The organism is Dactylosporangium sp. NPDC049742 (assembly GCF_040674675.1).
GTDB lineage: Bacteria > Actinomycetota > Actinomycetes > Mycobacteriales > Micromonosporaceae > Dactylosporangium > Dactylosporangium maewongense.
On sequence record NZ_JBFANF010000013.1, the window covers coordinates 19,396 to 34,080 of the forward strand.

The window sequence follows — 14,685 nt, forward strand, 5'->3', positions numbered from 1 at the left end:
TTCATGGGACAGAACCGAGAACGGGGCTCACATGTGCGCGACTTCCAGGCCCAGGTGGACGGGTCTCCCTTGATCAATGCGATAGAGATCGGCGTGACACGGCTTGAGAGACTGGGACTATGACGGTCGAGGGTTTATCGGCACTTATCGCGTCCCTTGCCCTGCTTGGGGTGGTCATCTCGCTATTTCTGCAAGCGCGGCAGCTCAGGATCATGCGGCTACAATCTGTAAGGTCGATGCAGTTCGAGCTCGAACGCATCGTGCTCGCCGATCCAGATGTCTACCCAAGCCACCTCACCGATGGGAACTCCGACGTGCTCCGGCGTCGGATGTTTATGCAGATGTGGTTGAAGTATGTCGAGCTCGGTTACCACGTGGGCGAATTCGATGATGCGAGCGTTAGGGCAAACGCGCGGAAAATCTTCGGCGACAGCACCTATCTAGAGCACTGGCGGCGCGCCCAGGAGGCGGAGCCGTCCCGGCAAAGTACCAACAAGGCTAGCCGATTTCGCGTTTTGCTTACAGAAGAGGCCGAGCGTTCACGGCTCATGCCGCCGCCTGGATGAATGGCACGTGATGCGGCGGCACAGCACACTGTTCGGTGTGCGCTTGTGCTGCGGGTCGTGCTTGATCACGTATCCGCTCATGCGGCTGTCAGCGACGGCCGCCCTCGGCGTGGCGCACGGTTAGCCCTCGCCGCCGTGTGCGCCAGCGATCCGCCCGGGCGGCGCCGCATCGATCGCTGTTGACGCCGCGTGCCGAGACATTCTCAAGAATTCGTGGAGCGCGCCTGATCCGGTTTCCGCATCTGCCACCGAGGGCACGTGGCACGCCTTGATCACGTGCGCGCTCATTGCCGCAAGGCGGGCGGTACTGTCGCGCTCAAACGTGACGGACGAGGCCTTCAACGATGCGAACGGACTGGGCGACGATCATCATCGGTACGGTCCCGGCGGATGTCTCTGCGTCCCAGGCGTAAAGCTCGTGTCCGGCCTCGTTGATGACCTGTTGAGCGAACTCGTGCTCGGCGGGTGTCGCCGGCCGGAAAGTCGGGTGGTGGAACGTGTCGGCGGTGGCGGCCCATGCGACATCGATGAACGAGACCTCGACACTGTGGTGGTAGGTCAGGTCATTGTCCGCGACGAGCCGCAACGTCGAGGAATCCCAAAGGTCCACCCGCCAGTCCCACCACCGGCCGGTCAGGTCCATCAGTTCACGCACATGACGGATCATGCCTCAGACAGGATCGGCCGCATCCGCTCATGCCGCGATCCATGGCCTTGCGCGGACTGCGCCAGAACGCCTTAGTCACGGGGCCTAGGTCTGCCGCCGGCACCGGGGCATCAGCAAGCCGATGCCAACCTTGCGAGCAGCACGGGGCGAGCGGCAGTGCCGGGAGCCTGAACGTTCGTGTCTTCGGCATCCGGGGATCCGTCGCCTATCCCGAGCTGCCCTTGTCGCCGCTGGGCGAGTCGAACGGCGGCTCACCGAGCGCGTGTGCGAGCCGGCTGACCACCTCGTCGGGCGTGAAGTCCCATCCCGTCAGGCGCGGGCCGCTCCAGTTGATGCCGATCCGGAAGTTGTCCTTCGCGAGGTCTGGCAGCTCTCTGGTCCGCCAGGTCTCCAGTGCCATCGACACCGGACGGAACTCCGACGACCAGTATGGGAACGCCCGCTCACCCGTGGACAACAGCGGCGCGGGGCTCCCCTGGTCGTCCCGGACCCACCAGACCGTCCGATGCCGAGCGACCTCGCGGAAGAACGCCGCCGCTTGTGCCCCGCTCGCCCTCACCGGTGTCCCTCCTCGCCGGTTTCACGATAATGCTCAAGCCAACGAGCGAAGCGGTCGGCGTCCTGTGGTCACAGGGCTTTCGGGGCGGGGGTGAGTGGGGGGCCGCCGTGGCCGGGTAGGCCGCGGTCGGGTGGGATCGTCTCCTCGGACGGTGCGGCGGTGATGCCGTGGCCGCGGGTCTGGCCGGACAGGCGCCGGTAGTAGGCCGCGATCACGTCCAGCGGCGCGCGGGCGGCCTGTAGCAGGTCGGCGGCGGCGTGCTCGACGACGTCGGCCTCGTGTGTCTCGAAGGCCCGTACGCCGGTGAGCAGGGCGGTCTTCACGTCGCGCAGCAGTTGGACGTCGGCGTGGGCGTAGGTGTGGCACAGGGCCGTGACCCGCCGGTGGTCCTCGCCGGTCAGCAGCAGCTCGCGTACCGTGGGGCCGCTGTGACGGACCAGCCCGGCGTGGGTGGTGCCGGACAGGGCGGCCAGGGCGGCGTCGTACGCGCGGACGTCCTGGGCCGGGTCGCAGAAGCCGGCCGTCTGCTGCCACAGGGTCCGCAGGTCCTCCTGGAGCAGCCCGTCGAGGTAGCTGACGAGGAACCGCCGATGCGCCTCCAGCACGTACTGGGCCTTGAACGGGGTCAGCTCGGCCGGGTCCTCGCCGGCCGTTGCGGTGGCGGTGGCGAAGCCGTAGTCGGCGCTGAGGGCGTTCTCCATGCCGACGACGAGGTACACGAGGCGCACCCAGGACCGGAAGAGCTCCTCCAGGGGCAGCGAGCGCAGCCCATCCTCGGTCAGCACGACGCCCCAGCGGGAGCCGAAGCGCAGCCGGCGCAGGTGGCCGATGTGGTACATCGCGAGCTGCGCGTCGATCTCGGCGTGGGTGTGGTGCAGCACCTTGCGGTAGGCGGCGGTGGCGTCGAGGCCGGCGTGGTTGCGGATGATGTGCGGTCCGCCGACGTGCAGGTGCAGGAACTCGCCGACGTCGAACACGGCGCCGCCGATCGCCATCCAGTAGCCGGCCTCCGGGGTGTTGCGCCGGGCGAGGTCCGACACGTCGAAGCGGGGGCCCTGCTGGGCGTGGCCGAGGTACGTGGTGAAGACGTCCTCGCCGAGCCGGCCCTCGGCGACGAGGCGGCGCAGGAACTCCCGCCCGTCGCCGGGCATGATGCCGATCAGCGCCCGCACGACGGCGGCCGCGAAGTCCGCGCTGCCGCAGATGTAGACGTGCGCTCCGCCGCCGCCCTCGTCCGCCGGGCGCAGCAGCTCCTGGAGTGCCTCGGCGTCGGCTCGCACGGCGTCGTCGACCCGGTGCCGCTCACCGGCTCCGGCGACGTGGCGCCGTCCGTCGAAGGTGACGGCGGCGTCGGCGCGGGAGAACGCGACGTGCAGCCGCAGCCGGTCGGCCGCGGCCGCCGCGTCGAGCCCGTCGTGCTCGACGAACTCCGAAGGGGTCCGCAGGCCCCAGTAGAGCCGGTCGGCCGCGGCGCCGGTGCGGGCGGCGACGAACGCGAGGAACGGGGCGATGCCCGAGCCGGCCGCGAACATGAGCACCGGCCGCGCCGGGTCGGCCGGCAGCCGGAACCGGGGCGTGGGCACGATGCGCAGCGACACCTTCGCCCGGCCTTCCACGCTCGCCCGGCGCAGGAAGTGGGAGGCGGCGCCGCGCCGGTTCCGCGGGTACGACCACGGGGTGCGGGCCGACGCGTACTCCAGCCCGCCGACGACCAGGTGCAGCGCGGTGACGGGGCCGACGGGCGGCGGAGCAGAGGCGATGGAGTACAGCCGCAACGGCTCGGGCGGGATCACCGCGCAGAACGCGTCGGGCTCGCCCGGGTCCGCCTTCCAGAGCCGGGTGACGTCCCAGCCGCCGGCGTGCAGCAGGTTGAGCACGTCCCAGAGCTCCCACTGGTCCTCCATGCGGGCGTCCACGACCCGCCCCCAGGAGCCGACGGCGCTCAGCCGGGCGAGCCGCTTGGCCACGCCCCGGCCGATCGGGCGCAGCTGGGCGAAGCGCAGCAGGGTGCGCAGCGGCAGCACGTCGACGTCGCCGTCGTAGCCGGCCCGGGCGGCCACCGCCGCCTGCCAGGCCGGGGTCAGCCGGACCAGCTCGTCGCCGCCGGCCTGCAGCGCGGCGACCGTGCGGGTGACGAGGTCATCGTCGTGCTCGGCGAGGATGCCGACCCGGTCGCCGGGCTGGTGCTGCACGCCCTGGCCGGTCACGTCGAGCTCCAGGTAGCAGGTCCACGCGCCGTGCTCGGCGGTGACGACCCGGCCGCGGCGGGCGGTGCCGAACACCACCGGCGGCCCGACCGGCGGGCGCCGCTCGTCGCGGACCACGGCCAGCTCGGCGTCGACCCGGTCCCAGGTGCGGTCCTTGAACAGGCCCGTGAACCGGGCGCCGGTCGTGACCTGACGGCCGACCTTGAACGCCACCTCGAGGAAGCCGTAGGCCTTGATGCGGTGCAGCCCCATCCAGCCCCGGTCGCCGGCGTACGCGTCGAGGACCGCGTTGTAGACGCCGCGCAGCGCCTGGTTGCGGGTCTGCTCGACGTACTGCCGCACGGACACCTCGCGCAGCGCCGCCACCAGCTCGCGCCAGTGCCGCGGGAAGAACCCGGCCAGGTAGGTGCTCTGCTGGCCGACCAGCGAGCCGTAGGCGCGCCGCTCCAGGAACGCGTCGATGGCGTGGAAGTGCGGCTGCGCGGTGCCGCTGGGGCTCGGGGCGCCGTCGAAGATCGGCACGCCCGCGGTGCCGACCGTCTTGGCCCACAGCACCTGGTCGAGCGGGTGCCGGCCGCGCGGGTTCGGGTCGATCTGCGGATAGACGGCCTCGGTGACGTGGCGCAACCCGCCGAGCATGCCCAGCAGCGCGCGCTCCAGCCGGGCTGGGTCGTCGGCGGCCACGGCCTCCTGCGCGTCGAGCATCGCCGCCAGCACCGGGGTCAGCCCCATCGCGAACTCGGTGGTGACCAGGTAGAAGACCCGCTCGGCGGCGTTGTCCCAGGTCGGGACGAGCAGGTCGAGGTTGTCCAGGGCCCGCGGGCCAGACGGGTCCTTCAGCCTCCAGTTGTAGAAGAAGAGGTCGATGTACGACACGGCCGGCATCGCCTTGCCCAGCCGCCGCGACACCGTCGTCCACGGCCGCAGCAACGACTCCGGCAGCGCCTTGGGCGGGTCGACCGCCATGTACTGGTAGGCGTGCGCGAACACCCCGAGCAGGGTCGAGGCGCGCAGCAGGTACCGGTCCGGCAGCGCCTCGGGCCGCGCGTCGAGCACCGGCAGCGCGTCGAACGCCCGGCGCAGCGCCAGCCGGCGGAACAGCTCCGGCAGCCGGCCCGTCATGTCGTCCCAGGCCCGGTGCGACTCGGGGAACGCGGTGAGCGGCGGCTCGACCGGCAGGAAACCGTGCGCGAGGGACAGGAACCCGTCCAGCTCGTGCCCCACCCGCCGGTTGTGCGCCTCGGCGTTGTCGACGACCGCCCTGGCGGGGATCGTGGGCGGGCCGACCAGCCGGAGCGAGGTCCGCTCCCCCGGGTCGATGAACGCCGTCGCCTCAGGATCGATGAAGAGCCAGTGGATCTGGTACCGCCCGATGCGCAGCACCTCACCGGCGGCCAACGCCCGGCGGGTCACCCGCTCCTCACCGGCGAACGTCCCGTTGGTGCTGCCCAGGTCGGTCACCTGCAGCGTGTCGCCGGCCGCCTCCAGCCTGGCGTGGCGCCGCGACACGTCCCGGTCGTCGAGGACCACCGAGGCCACCTTGCCGTCGCGGCCGAGCGTGGCCGGCAGCGCGCACACCCGTTCGGTGCGTTCCCCGGTGTGCCGGTCGACGAGGACCAGCCGGACGTCAGGAATGGTAGATCACCGCTCGGCAGAGGTCGGCCCGCGACAGCGTGCCGACGAGCTTCCCGCCGTCGACGACGGGCAGGCGCCGGATCCCGCGGTCGACCATGACCACGGCCGCCCGGGCCAGCTCGTCGCCAGGCCGTACGGTGGCGATATCGCGCGCGACGAGGGGGTCGACGATCCGCTCGGCCAGCGCCCGCCCCTTCTCCAGGAACAGCCGGAACGCGTCGTCGAGGCTGCCCCCTCCCCCGGCGACCTCGTCGAAGCTCGGCAGCATCGCGCGGACGAGCTCGTCCTCGCCGACCGAACCGACGAACCGGCCGTCGTGGTCGAGCACCATGAGCTGGCCGACCTCCGACACGCTGACCAGCTCCGCCGCCCGCCGGATGGTGGCCCCGAGCCGGATGTACGCCGGAAACGCTGACATCACGTCGCTGACCAGCACGCCGCCTCCCGCGTGATCTGTCTCCTGCCAGTGAATGTAGCCCCGCTCCCCGTCCTCCCATGATTGGACGAACGGCTCTCAATGCCGGCCGCTGAGGCGGGTTGAGTGACGTGGTGGCGCACTCGTCAGCCGCGCGGCGACGGCGGTCTTCCGCGGGGCGGGCCGGCGAGGAGGCATGATGGATCGATGGCGACGATCAGGCGGCTCCAGGACGTCGATGCGCCCGCTGTAGCGGCGATCATCGAGCGCTGCCTCCGCGAGGTCAACAGTCGCGACTACCCGATCGAGATCATCGAGCGGATGTGCGGGCACTTCACCGAGCACCGCGTCAGGGAGCTCGCCACGCAGCGGGAGGTGTACGTCGCTGAGGCGGACGGGATCGTCGGGACGGTCTCCCGCGACGGCAACAAGGTCTACACCATGTTCGTGCACCCGAGCGTCGCCGGTCGCGGCATCGGACGGCAACTCATGCGCCACATCGAGGCGCTGGCCGTGGCCGACGGCTACGACCACATGGAGACCGGCGCGAGCATCACCGCACACGACTTCTACCGCCGGCTCGGCTACGTCGACGTCCGCTCCACCGACACGGACTTCGGGCTCAACTTCATCCTGCGCCGGAACCTGCCCTGACCCGAGCCGGCGAACCGGTCGGCGTTCCCGCGTTCGGCGGTACGGCGGCGGTACGCCCACATGGCCAGCCCCAGCGTCACGCCCCACGGCAGCCAGACGAGGTTGCCGGCCGCCCACACCGCCCGCGGCACGGCGTACACGAGCGGAAGCGCCGCGGCGAGCAACGTCACCGGCCGCCCCCACGTCGGTACCGCGGGCGACCGGGGACGACGGGCCGCCGCCGCCCACAGCACGCCTCCCGCCGCGAACCATGCCTGCGCGGCCGCGGCCGCCTCCATCCGGTCCGGCCGCAGCATCAGCAGCTCCCCGGCCGCGAGCAGCAGACGGCCGTCGGGCACGAGCAGCAGGAGCACGACGGCGGCGGGCCGGGTCGTCGTGGTCACCACGTTCGACCTCGACGAGTACGTGCACGCCGCGCTGCGCCACGGCGCGTCCGGGTTCCTGCTCAAACGGTCGGGCCCGACACTGATGAGCTGCCGAGATGAGTGCTCAGGCGGAGAGCAGGCCGCCATCGATGATCACGGACTGTCCCGTCAGATAGGCCGAGCCCGGACCGAGCAGGTACACGATGAGGGCGGCCACCTCCTCCGGATCGCCCTGCCGGCCCAGCGGCACCCGCGCGACGATGCCGTTCAGGGCGGCGTCGGTGTCGGCCTGGGCGTCCCAGTACGGATCGTTGAACGGGGTGTCGATCCACCCAGGACACACGCTGTTGACGCGAACTCCGCGACCCGCGAGCTCGACCGCCAACGAGCGAGTCAGGCTGATGAGCGCACCCTTGGACGCGGCATAGGCGAACGTGCCGGGGCTGCCGCGGTGGGCCGCGGTCGAGCCCGTGAACACGATGCTTCCGCGGGTGTCCGCCAGCGCCGCCACGGCCGCCTGGGCCAGCAGGTAGGGCGCCCGCACGTTCACCGCCATGGTCGCTTCCCACGCCTCGAACGCGAAGGCCTCCAGGGGAGCGACGACGTGCAGACCGGCGGTCACGACAACGTGGTCGAGCCGCTCGAACGCCTCCAGGGCGGCGTCCACGGCGGCCTTCGGCGCGTGCCGGTCGGCCAGGTCGTGGTGCCCCACGACGATCCGCCCCGGGGCCTCCTGCGCCGCCACTTCCCGGGCCGCCGAGTCATTGACGTCGGCCAGGTAGACGTCGGTCCCGGCGGCGCGCAGGGCCCGCACGGTTGCCCGTCCGATGCCGGTGGCGCCGCCGGCGACCAGCGCGACGGTCACTCGCCCGCCACCGCGTACGCCCGATAGTTGGCCGATCCCGGCCCGGCCGCACGGTTCTTCACCACGGCGGCCGCGCGGTAGACCGCCGAGCTCGGCGTGGCATCGCGGACGACGGCCGGGACGTCACCGCCCTTCGCGTCGCTGTCGGCCAGGGCGTCGAGGATCCGGGTGAGGAACTGGGGCAGGTCGTTGGGCAGCTGCGAGGTGATGAGGTTGCCGTCGACCACGACGGCCTCATTGCGCCAGTCGCCGCCGGCGTGAATCACGTCGTCCTTGATGACGGGGACCGACGTGACGGCCCGCCCCTTCACGATGTCCGCCGTCGCCAGCAGCCATCCCGCGTGGCAGATCGCCGCGACCGGGGCGGCCCGGTCGTTCAGGGCGCGGACGAACTCGACGAAGCGCGGTTCCCGGCGCAGGTACTCGGGCGAGAACCCGCCGGGCACGATCACCGCGTCGAAGTCGTCGGGCGACACGTCCGCGATGCCGACCTCGGCCACCGCCGGGTAGCCCAGCTTGCTGGCGTACACCTCGCCCGCGCGGGAGCCCACGATCGTGACCCGTACACCGGCCTCCCGCAGCCGCAGGACCGGATACCACAGCTCCAGCTCCTGGTACAGGTTCTCGGCCAGGACGGCGACTCGAGCCTTCTGCAGTTCCATTCAGTCCTCCGTCAGACCGCAATCGACAGGATGCGTCGGGGGTTGTGAATCATGATCTGGTCGAGCTGCTCGTCGGTGACGCCCTTGGCTTTCAGGCGCGGCACCCAGCTGGTGAACATGTAGTTGAGGTTGACCTTCTCGTTCTCCAGCTGCGGGTCGGTCTCGGTGACCGTGGCCCGGGGGTTGAAGAACCACCGGTCGAACGACAGGACGATGCGGTTCAGGTAGCCGTCCTCGATGAGCTCGATGAGGGCGTTGGCCATCGCCTCGTCCAGCTCTTCCGCGCTGCCGACGCGCCAGGGAATGCCGATGTGGTCCAGCTGGACGTTCGCGCCCATCTTGAGGACCTCGCGCATCATGTTGACCTGCGGCGGCACGAAGGCGTGGCCGATGATCACCTTGGAGAGGTCCATGCCGACCTCGTCGAGGATCTCGAGCTGCTCGCGTCCCGGGTTCGTGACCTCGAAGTCCATCGGGTCGATGTGGGTGTTGATGCCGCAGCCGGTCGCCATGGCCGCCTTGCCGGCCGCCCGGATCAGGCGGTCCTCCACCTCGTGGACGTGGCGGCCGTACGCGCCCACCGGGCTCGGCTTGGGAAAGACGCTCTCCTGACCAGTGGCGATCTTGATGGCGCCGGCCTTGTACGGCGTCTGCTGCCAGGCGAACACCATGCCCTCGGTGAGGTCACGCACGAAGAAGTCGGTCAGCTCCTCGACGGTCTGCCGGCGCCAGTAGTACGGCACGCCCATGCGTTCCGGGAAGAACCCGGTGATCGCCACGACGTTGATGCCGGTGCGCTTGGCGACGTCCACCATGAACTGCGGGTGGCGGCCGACCTCGGCCGGGGTCATGTCGATGAGGGTGTTGTAGCCGTTGGGGATCATGCCGGTGACGATCTGGTCGCTGACCCGCTCGACGGCGGCGGGGTGGTCGAACACGGTCCGGTGGTCCAGTTCGGCCCCGGGGTAGCCGTAGAGCAGGTGCTCGTGGGTGAGGATGCGGCCCGACTCCTCGGCCGGGACGTCACCGAGCACGGTACGGAAGATCTGCATGACGAACGCTCCTTCGACGTCGGCGAGCGGGGCTCAGCCGGCCAGCTCGGTCCGCAGCCGGGTGAACAGGGAGGGAAGGGCGTCGGCGTCCACCGCGACGCGGTCGGGATCGACGTCGAGGACGAGCTCCCGGACCAGGTGGGCGCCGGAGCCGCTGGCGAAGATGGGCACCTCAGCGGCGCGCAACCGGCGCAGGAGCGCCACCTGCTCGTCGCTGGCCGCCGGGCGGCCGGTCACCGTCCCCGGCACGACCAGTGCGTCCACGTCCTCGGACACGACCTCGCCCGGGACCGTGTCCCCGAGGATCGGGTAGCCCAGGTGGCTCTCACACGGGCCGTCCCCCGGACCGACGACCTTGACCTCCGCCCCCTCCTCCCGGGCGCGCAGGACCGGGTACCAGAACTCGAGCTCCTGGTAGCCGTCGAACGCGAAGACGACGATCGAACGGTTGGACAACGTCATGGGGATTGACCTGGCCTCTCAAGAGAACTGGTCTAGTACATGAACCAGTTGCAGTTTGCCACACGATGGATCGGCTGGGAAGTTCGTCAGGAGCCGGGCTGAGCCACTACAAAGCCGCGGTGAGCCTGTCGAGTGCGTGCGACGCCGCCCCGAGCAGTGCCGCCTCCTCGTCGTCGCCCACGTGGTGCAGCTCCGTGCGGGCCCAGCGCGGCCGGGCGCGGTCCCAGTAAGTTCGCACCGCCCGGCCGAACCACGTGTCCGGGGCCAGGGGCGCCCCGGCAAGGACGATGCGCTGCGGATCGTGCGTCGCGACGATCGTGCGCAGGCCGGCGGACAGGGCGAACGCGGACCGGTCGAGCACGCCGGCCGCCTGGCCGTCGCCGCTCTCGGCGGCGTCCTGCAGGTCTCCCGCATGCAGGGCGCGTCCGAGCAGTGCGCGGGCGGCGAGCGGAGGACTCAACCCGTCCTCCGCGAGCGCGACCGCGGCTTCGGCCAGGACCCGTCCGGAGACCAGCGCCTCGAGGCAGCCAGTGCCGCCGCAGGGGCAGCGGGGGCCGTACACATCGACCACCACATGGCCGAAGTCGCCGGCACTGCCGAGCCCGGGGTCCAGCGAGCCGTCCCTGATCACCGCTCCGCCGATGCCGGTGCCCATGGTCAGAACGGCGGTCGTGCCGTGCGGCCAGCGCGCCGCCACACCCAGCGCGGTCGCCTGCGCGTCGTTGAGCAGATAGGTGGGCAGCGGCAGGTGCGGGCGCAGTGCCGCCGCGACGTCGGTCCCGTCGGTGAAACCGAGGTTGACGGCGGTGCCGACGATGCCTTCCTGCACCACGCCCGCGAGTCCCACGCCCACCGCCGCCGGAGGCTGGCCCAGGCCCGCGGTGGTGCGCAGGACCATCTCGGCGACGGTGGCGTACTGCTCGGCCAGGCTCGCCGGCTTGGCGCGGCGGTCCTTGCGCACGATCCGGCCGCCGGACACGGCGGCCGCCCGGATCCAGGTCCCACCCCAGTCGACGGCGGCCACGATGGTGTCGTGACCGCCCCCGACCGCGATGTCAGGCAACGCAGCCCGGCCGGTACTCGCCGGCCACCGAGAAGAGGCACGTGGCGGGCTCGTGGCTCATGTTGTAGAACGAGTGCGGCGTGCCGGCCGGGATCCGCACACCGTCCCAGGCGTCCAGCTCGACCCACTTCTTCGTGCCGGTCAGCTCGACGTGCAGGTTGCCCGACTCCACGAAGATCACCTTGTCGGCGCCGTGGCTGTACACGTCGCTGCGCTGGCCGCCCAGGAACGACATCTTCCCGCCGGTGAGGTGCTCGGTGCTGGCCAGGATGCCCACGAGGATCTCGCGGCCCCGCGTGGTGCCCTCCATCCGCCAGAGGATGTCGGCCTCCCGGATCATCCAGGTGGTCCGCTCGCGCGGAAGGTCGCGGGCCATCGGCCAGTTGCCGAGCAGCTCGTCCTGGCCCTGCTTCGGCGGGCCGTCGAGCGGGGGCTGGGCGCGCGCGTAGGCGCCACCCGTTCCGGCCTTGGGGGCCGGCTGGAAGAACTCCAGCATCCGCAGCTGCGTGTTGCTGTGGTTCCACTGGTAGTGCCAGGTGTCCTTGCGGAAGAAGATGGCCTCGCCGGGGTTGACCACGAAGACCTCGCCGGTGACCGGGTTGCTCTGGACCATGCGCCCTTCGAGCACGTAGAAGAGCTCGTCGGCGCCGAACACCGTGGGGTGCTCCGGCGAGGAGATCGCAGAGCCGTTCGGCGGCATGCCCACAATATTGAGGTTCATCGTTGCGTCGTCGGCGTAGAACCAGTCGCACAGCCGTCCGGTGGTCTCGTCGCCCCACGTGCGCCGCTCGAGGTCCCGGTATCGAAGGACCTGCGGCTCACGGATGCTCTCGTCTGTCATGTCGCCCTCTCGTGACACCAACTGGTCTGTATTCTAGACCAGTCTGGTGGACCGGGTCGTGCGTGTCAATCGGATCCGCCATGCGCGGCAAGGGCGCTAGGATGCAGCGCACACACGAACCAAGCGAGGAGTGGCAGCCGTGGCGAAGGCACTCGACCTCAAGGTCTCCCCGGCCCGGGTGGAGGGCCGCAACAACGCGGTCGAGGCTTACCGCGCCCTCCAGGAAGCGCTGACCGTGGGGCAGTTCCCGGCCGGCAGCCGGCTGCCCGGCGAGCGCACCCTGGCCGCCGAGCTCGGGGTCAGCCGGGCCACGCTGCGGCAGGTGCTCAGCGCCCTGGCCGATGCCGGGCGGATCCTGCCGTCGCCGCAGCGCGGCTGGTTCGTCGGCGAGAACCGGCTCGTGCACGAGCCCAACCGGCTGCGCGGGCTCAGCGAGGTCGCGCGCGAGCGCGGCATGGAGGCGACGTCCCGGGTCGTGCGGGCCACGGTCCGCCCGGCCACCCTGGCCGAGGCGGAGGTCCTGGGCATCGACGCCGCCCAGCCGGTGGTCGACCTGCGCCGGGTCAGGTTCCTGGACGGCTCGCCGCTCAGCGTCGACCACTCGTGCCTCGATGCCGCCCGGGTGCCCGGCATCGAGGACGTCGACTTCACCGGCCAGTCGCTCTACGACGTGCTGCGCGACCGGTATGACATCGCGGCCAGCCGGTGCGACTACGAGCTCGCGGCGGAGGCGGTCAAGGCGCGCGAGGCCAAGGTGCTCGGCCTCGAGCCCGGTGATCCGGTGCTGGTCGGCTACCAGAAGACCTTCGACCAGCACGATCAGTGCTTCGACGTGGGCCGCCAGCTGTACCGCGGGGACTCCTACCGGTTCCAGGCGTCCCTGTTCCGCTTCTAGCCCTTCATCGCGCCCGATGCCATTCCCTGCATCAGCCGCTTCTGCACGACGAGGAAGAAGATCACCACGGGGATCGTGAAGATCACGCTCGCCGCCATCACTCCGCCCCAGTCGGTGTAGTAGCTGGAGAAGTACTGCTGCAGGGCGACGGGGAGCGTTTCGATCGCGGGCCGCTGCATGTACGTCGCCGAGAACATGAGCTCGTTCCACGACGTGATGAACGCGTAGACGGAGCTCGCGGCCAGCCCCGGCCAGGCCAGCGGGAACACGATCGACCAGACGGCGCGTAGCCGGCTCGCCCCGTCGACCAGAGCGGCCTCTTCCAGCTCGTACGGGATCTCCACGACGAACGAGCGCAGCATGAACGTACACAGGCCCACGGTCAGAGCCAGGTGGCTCAGGGTCAGCCCCTGGAACGTGTTGAGCAGGCCGGCGTTGCGGAACAGCGTGAACAACGGGATGACGAGGATGGTCTGCGGCAGCAACTGCGTGACGAGGATGACGACCGTGAGGATGTGCCGGGTCCGCAGCCGGTAGCGGGCCAGGGCGTAGCCCGCCAGCAGGGCGATCAGGCCGGTCAGCACCGTCGTCGCCACGGCGACGATGAGGGAGTTGCGGAACTGGGTGGGGATGTTGCCGTCGAGCAGGTGCGTGTACCGCTCCACGGTCGGCGACGTGACGATGAACCGCGGGGTGCGGGTGAACAGCTCGCTGTCGGGCTTGACCGACGTGACCAGCATCCAGAAGAACGGGAACAGGCTGCTCACCACGATCACGGCAACGAGCAGGAACAGCGCACCACGGCGCAACAGCGACGTCATCGAACGTCCTCTCGGTTCAGCCGGACGTACAGCACGCTCACCGCGGCCAGCATGAGGAACAGGACCACGGCCATGGCCGCGGCGGAGCCCTGGTCGAGCTGGGCGAACGCCTCGAGCCAGGTCAGCAGGGACAACACCTCGGTCGAGTGGTCCGGGCCGCCGGCCGGTGTGGTCATCACCAGGAAGTGGTCGAAGGACTGATACGCCCAGATGGTCGAGATCGTGGTCATCACGACCAGCAGCGGACGGATCATCGGCAGCCGGATCCGTCGCAGGATCTGCCATGCGCTGGCGCCGTCGACCCGGGCCGCCTCCACCACTTCACCGTGGGTGCCACGCAGCCCGGCGAACAGGGAGACCGCCACGAAGGGGACCGAGTGCCAGACGACGGCGACCGTGATGGCCACCATGGCCGGTGTACCCGTGCTGAACCAGGAGTAGCCCTTGAAGGAGTCGAGGCCGAACCAGTTGACCAGCAGCCAGTTGACCACGCCGTACTGGTCGTCGAACAGCCACTTCCAGACGATGCCCGATGCGACCCGCGGCATGGCCCACGGGAGCAGCACGATGACGCTGAGCACCCTGGCCGCGCGGGGTGCGGAGTCGAGGACCAGGGCGATGGCCAGGCTCAGCAGGATCGTGGTGACGACCACCGCGGCCGCGAACAGGGTCGTGCGCAGCAGCGCGGCGGTGTAGTTCGGGTCGGCGAAGATGTCGCGGTAGTTCTGCAGCCCGACGAACGGTCCACTCTGCAGGTACTCACCGTCGAAGAACGACAGCCAGATCGTGCGCGCCACGGGGTATCCGACCACGCCGACGATCACCGCGAGCAGGGGCGCCAGGAAGGCCCACGGCAGGAATCGTTTCTCGAAGCTCTGCTGCCTGTGCGGCAAGCGCGGCGCGCGCAGCGCCCTCGGGATGGCCGAGGACGCCGCGCGACGGATCGTGGTCTTCAC

The 14,685-nt window shown here is 70.5% G+C and carries 16 protein-coding genes and 1 pseudogene; 4 read left to right on the plus strand and 13 right to left on the minus strand.

All coding sequences use genetic code 11. From position 1 onward, the window contains the following. The first annotated feature begins 119 nt into the window (after window positions 1–119). Complete coding sequence (locus tag AB0J72_RS18220; RefSeq protein WP_363400084.1) at window positions 120–566, plus strand: DUF6082 family protein; 447 nt, start codon at window positions 120–122, stop codon at window positions 564–566. 316 nt (window positions 567–882) lie between these two features. On the opposite strand, the gene AB0J72_RS18225 is transcribed toward AB0J72_RS18220, so the two are convergent. The 4 genes from AB0J72_RS18225 to AB0J72_RS18240 all read right to left on the minus strand — a co-directional run bounded on the left by AB0J72_RS18225 (window position 883) and on the right by AB0J72_RS18240 (window position 6,070). Further along, window positions 883–1,233: a hypothetical protein gene (locus tag AB0J72_RS18225; protein WP_363400086.1), complete on the minus strand. Its 351-nt coding sequence runs from the start codon at window positions 1,231–1,233 to the stop codon at window positions 883–885. A gap of 205 nt (window positions 1,234–1,438) precedes the next feature. Next, window positions 1,439–1,792 carry a hypothetical protein gene (locus tag AB0J72_RS18230; RefSeq protein WP_363400088.1) on the minus strand — a complete coding sequence of 118 codons (354 nt, stop codon included), beginning with the start codon at window positions 1,790–1,792 and terminating at the stop codon, window positions 1,439–1,441. A 68-nt stretch (window positions 1,793–1,860) separates the two neighbouring features. Continuing rightward, complete coding sequence (locus AB0J72_RS18235; RefSeq protein WP_363400090.1) at window positions 1,861–5,577, minus strand: FHA domain-containing protein; 3,717 nt, start codon at window positions 5,575–5,577, stop codon at window positions 1,861–1,863. A gap of 49 nt (window positions 5,578–5,626) precedes the next feature. Beyond that, window positions 5,627–6,070 carry a CBS domain-containing protein gene (locus tag AB0J72_RS18240; RefSeq protein WP_363400092.1) on the minus strand — a complete coding sequence of 148 codons (444 nt, stop codon included), beginning with the start codon at window positions 6,068–6,070 and terminating at the stop codon, window positions 5,627–5,629. 186 nt (window positions 6,071–6,256) lie between these two features. On the opposite strand from AB0J72_RS18240, the gene AB0J72_RS18245 reads away from it, so the two are divergent. After that, window positions 6,257–6,703 (plus strand): GNAT family N-acetyltransferase, encoded by a 447-nt coding sequence (locus tag AB0J72_RS18245; protein WP_363400094.1) that lies wholly within the window; start codon window positions 6,257–6,259, stop codon window positions 6,701–6,703. Here the strand turns inward: AB0J72_RS18245 and AB0J72_RS18250 are convergent. Further along, window positions 6,634–7,086 (minus strand): hypothetical protein, encoded by a 453-nt coding sequence (locus tag AB0J72_RS18250; RefSeq protein ID WP_363400096.1) that lies wholly within the window; start codon window positions 7,084–7,086, stop codon window positions 6,634–6,636. The genes AB0J72_RS18245 and AB0J72_RS18250 overlap by 70 nt on opposite strands. Between AB0J72_RS18250 and AB0J72_RS18255 the strand changes: the two are divergent. Then, window positions 7,070–7,165, plus strand: a pseudogene (locus tag AB0J72_RS18255) (DNA-binding response regulator); the annotation flags it as partial. The gene AB0J72_RS18250 and the pseudogene AB0J72_RS18255 overlap by 17 nt on opposite strands. A gap of 27 nt (window positions 7,166–7,192) precedes the next feature. On the opposite strand, the gene AB0J72_RS18260 reads toward AB0J72_RS18255, so the two are convergent. The 6 genes from AB0J72_RS18260 to AB0J72_RS18285 form a co-directional block, all read right to left on the minus strand. Beyond that, window positions 7,193–7,933 carry an SDR family oxidoreductase gene (locus tag AB0J72_RS18260; protein WP_363400098.1) on the minus strand — a complete coding sequence of 247 codons (741 nt, stop codon included), beginning with the start codon at window positions 7,931–7,933 and terminating at the stop codon, window positions 7,193–7,195. Then, a complete protein-coding gene (locus AB0J72_RS18265; RefSeq protein WP_363400100.1) occupies window positions 7,930–8,595 on the minus strand; it encodes a type 1 glutamine amidotransferase domain-containing protein in 666 nt (221 codons plus the stop codon). The genes AB0J72_RS18260 and AB0J72_RS18265 overlap by 4 nt, the downstream gene beginning before the upstream one ends. 11 nt (window positions 8,596–8,606) lie before the next feature. After that, on the minus strand, window positions 8,607–9,647 hold the full coding sequence (locus tag AB0J72_RS18270; RefSeq protein ID WP_344509835.1) for a hypothetical protein: 1,041 nt from the start codon (window positions 9,645–9,647) through the stop codon (window positions 8,607–8,609). A 33-nt stretch (window positions 9,648–9,680) separates the two neighbouring features. Continuing rightward, entirely contained in the window at window positions 9,681–10,109 is a 429-nt protein-coding gene (locus AB0J72_RS18275) for a DJ-1/PfpI family protein (protein ID WP_354898377.1), read from the minus strand. 106 nt (window positions 10,110–10,215) lie between these two features. After that, complete coding sequence (locus tag AB0J72_RS18280; RefSeq protein ID WP_363400103.1) at window positions 10,216–11,172, minus strand: ROK family protein; 957 nt, start codon at window positions 11,170–11,172, stop codon at window positions 10,216–10,218. Continuing rightward, window positions 11,165–12,013 carry a cupin domain-containing protein gene (locus AB0J72_RS18285; protein ID WP_360572164.1) on the minus strand — a complete coding sequence of 283 codons (849 nt, stop codon included), beginning with the start codon at window positions 12,011–12,013 and terminating at the stop codon, window positions 11,165–11,167. Before AB0J72_RS18285 ends, AB0J72_RS18280 begins: the two co-directional genes overlap by 8 nt. 139 nt (window positions 12,014–12,152) lie before the next feature. On the opposite strand from AB0J72_RS18285, the gene AB0J72_RS18290 reads away from it, so the two are divergent. Further along, window positions 12,153–12,908, plus strand: a complete 756-nt coding sequence (locus AB0J72_RS18290; protein ID WP_363400105.1) for a GntR family transcriptional regulator — start codon at window positions 12,153–12,155, stop codon at window positions 12,906–12,908. On the opposite strand, the gene AB0J72_RS18295 is transcribed toward AB0J72_RS18290, so the two are convergent. Together AB0J72_RS18295 and AB0J72_RS18300 are read right to left on the minus strand one after the other, a co-directional pair. Further along, window positions 12,905–13,729: a carbohydrate ABC transporter permease gene (locus tag AB0J72_RS18295; protein WP_360572160.1), complete on the minus strand. Its 825-nt coding sequence runs from the start codon at window positions 13,727–13,729 to the stop codon at window positions 12,905–12,907. The genes AB0J72_RS18290 and AB0J72_RS18295 overlap by 4 nt on opposite strands. Then, window positions 13,726–14,685, minus strand: coding sequence for a sugar ABC transporter permease (locus tag AB0J72_RS18300; protein WP_363400107.1), 960 nt, complete (start codon window positions 14,683–14,685; stop codon window positions 13,726–13,728). Before AB0J72_RS18300 ends, AB0J72_RS18295 begins: the two co-directional genes overlap by 4 nt.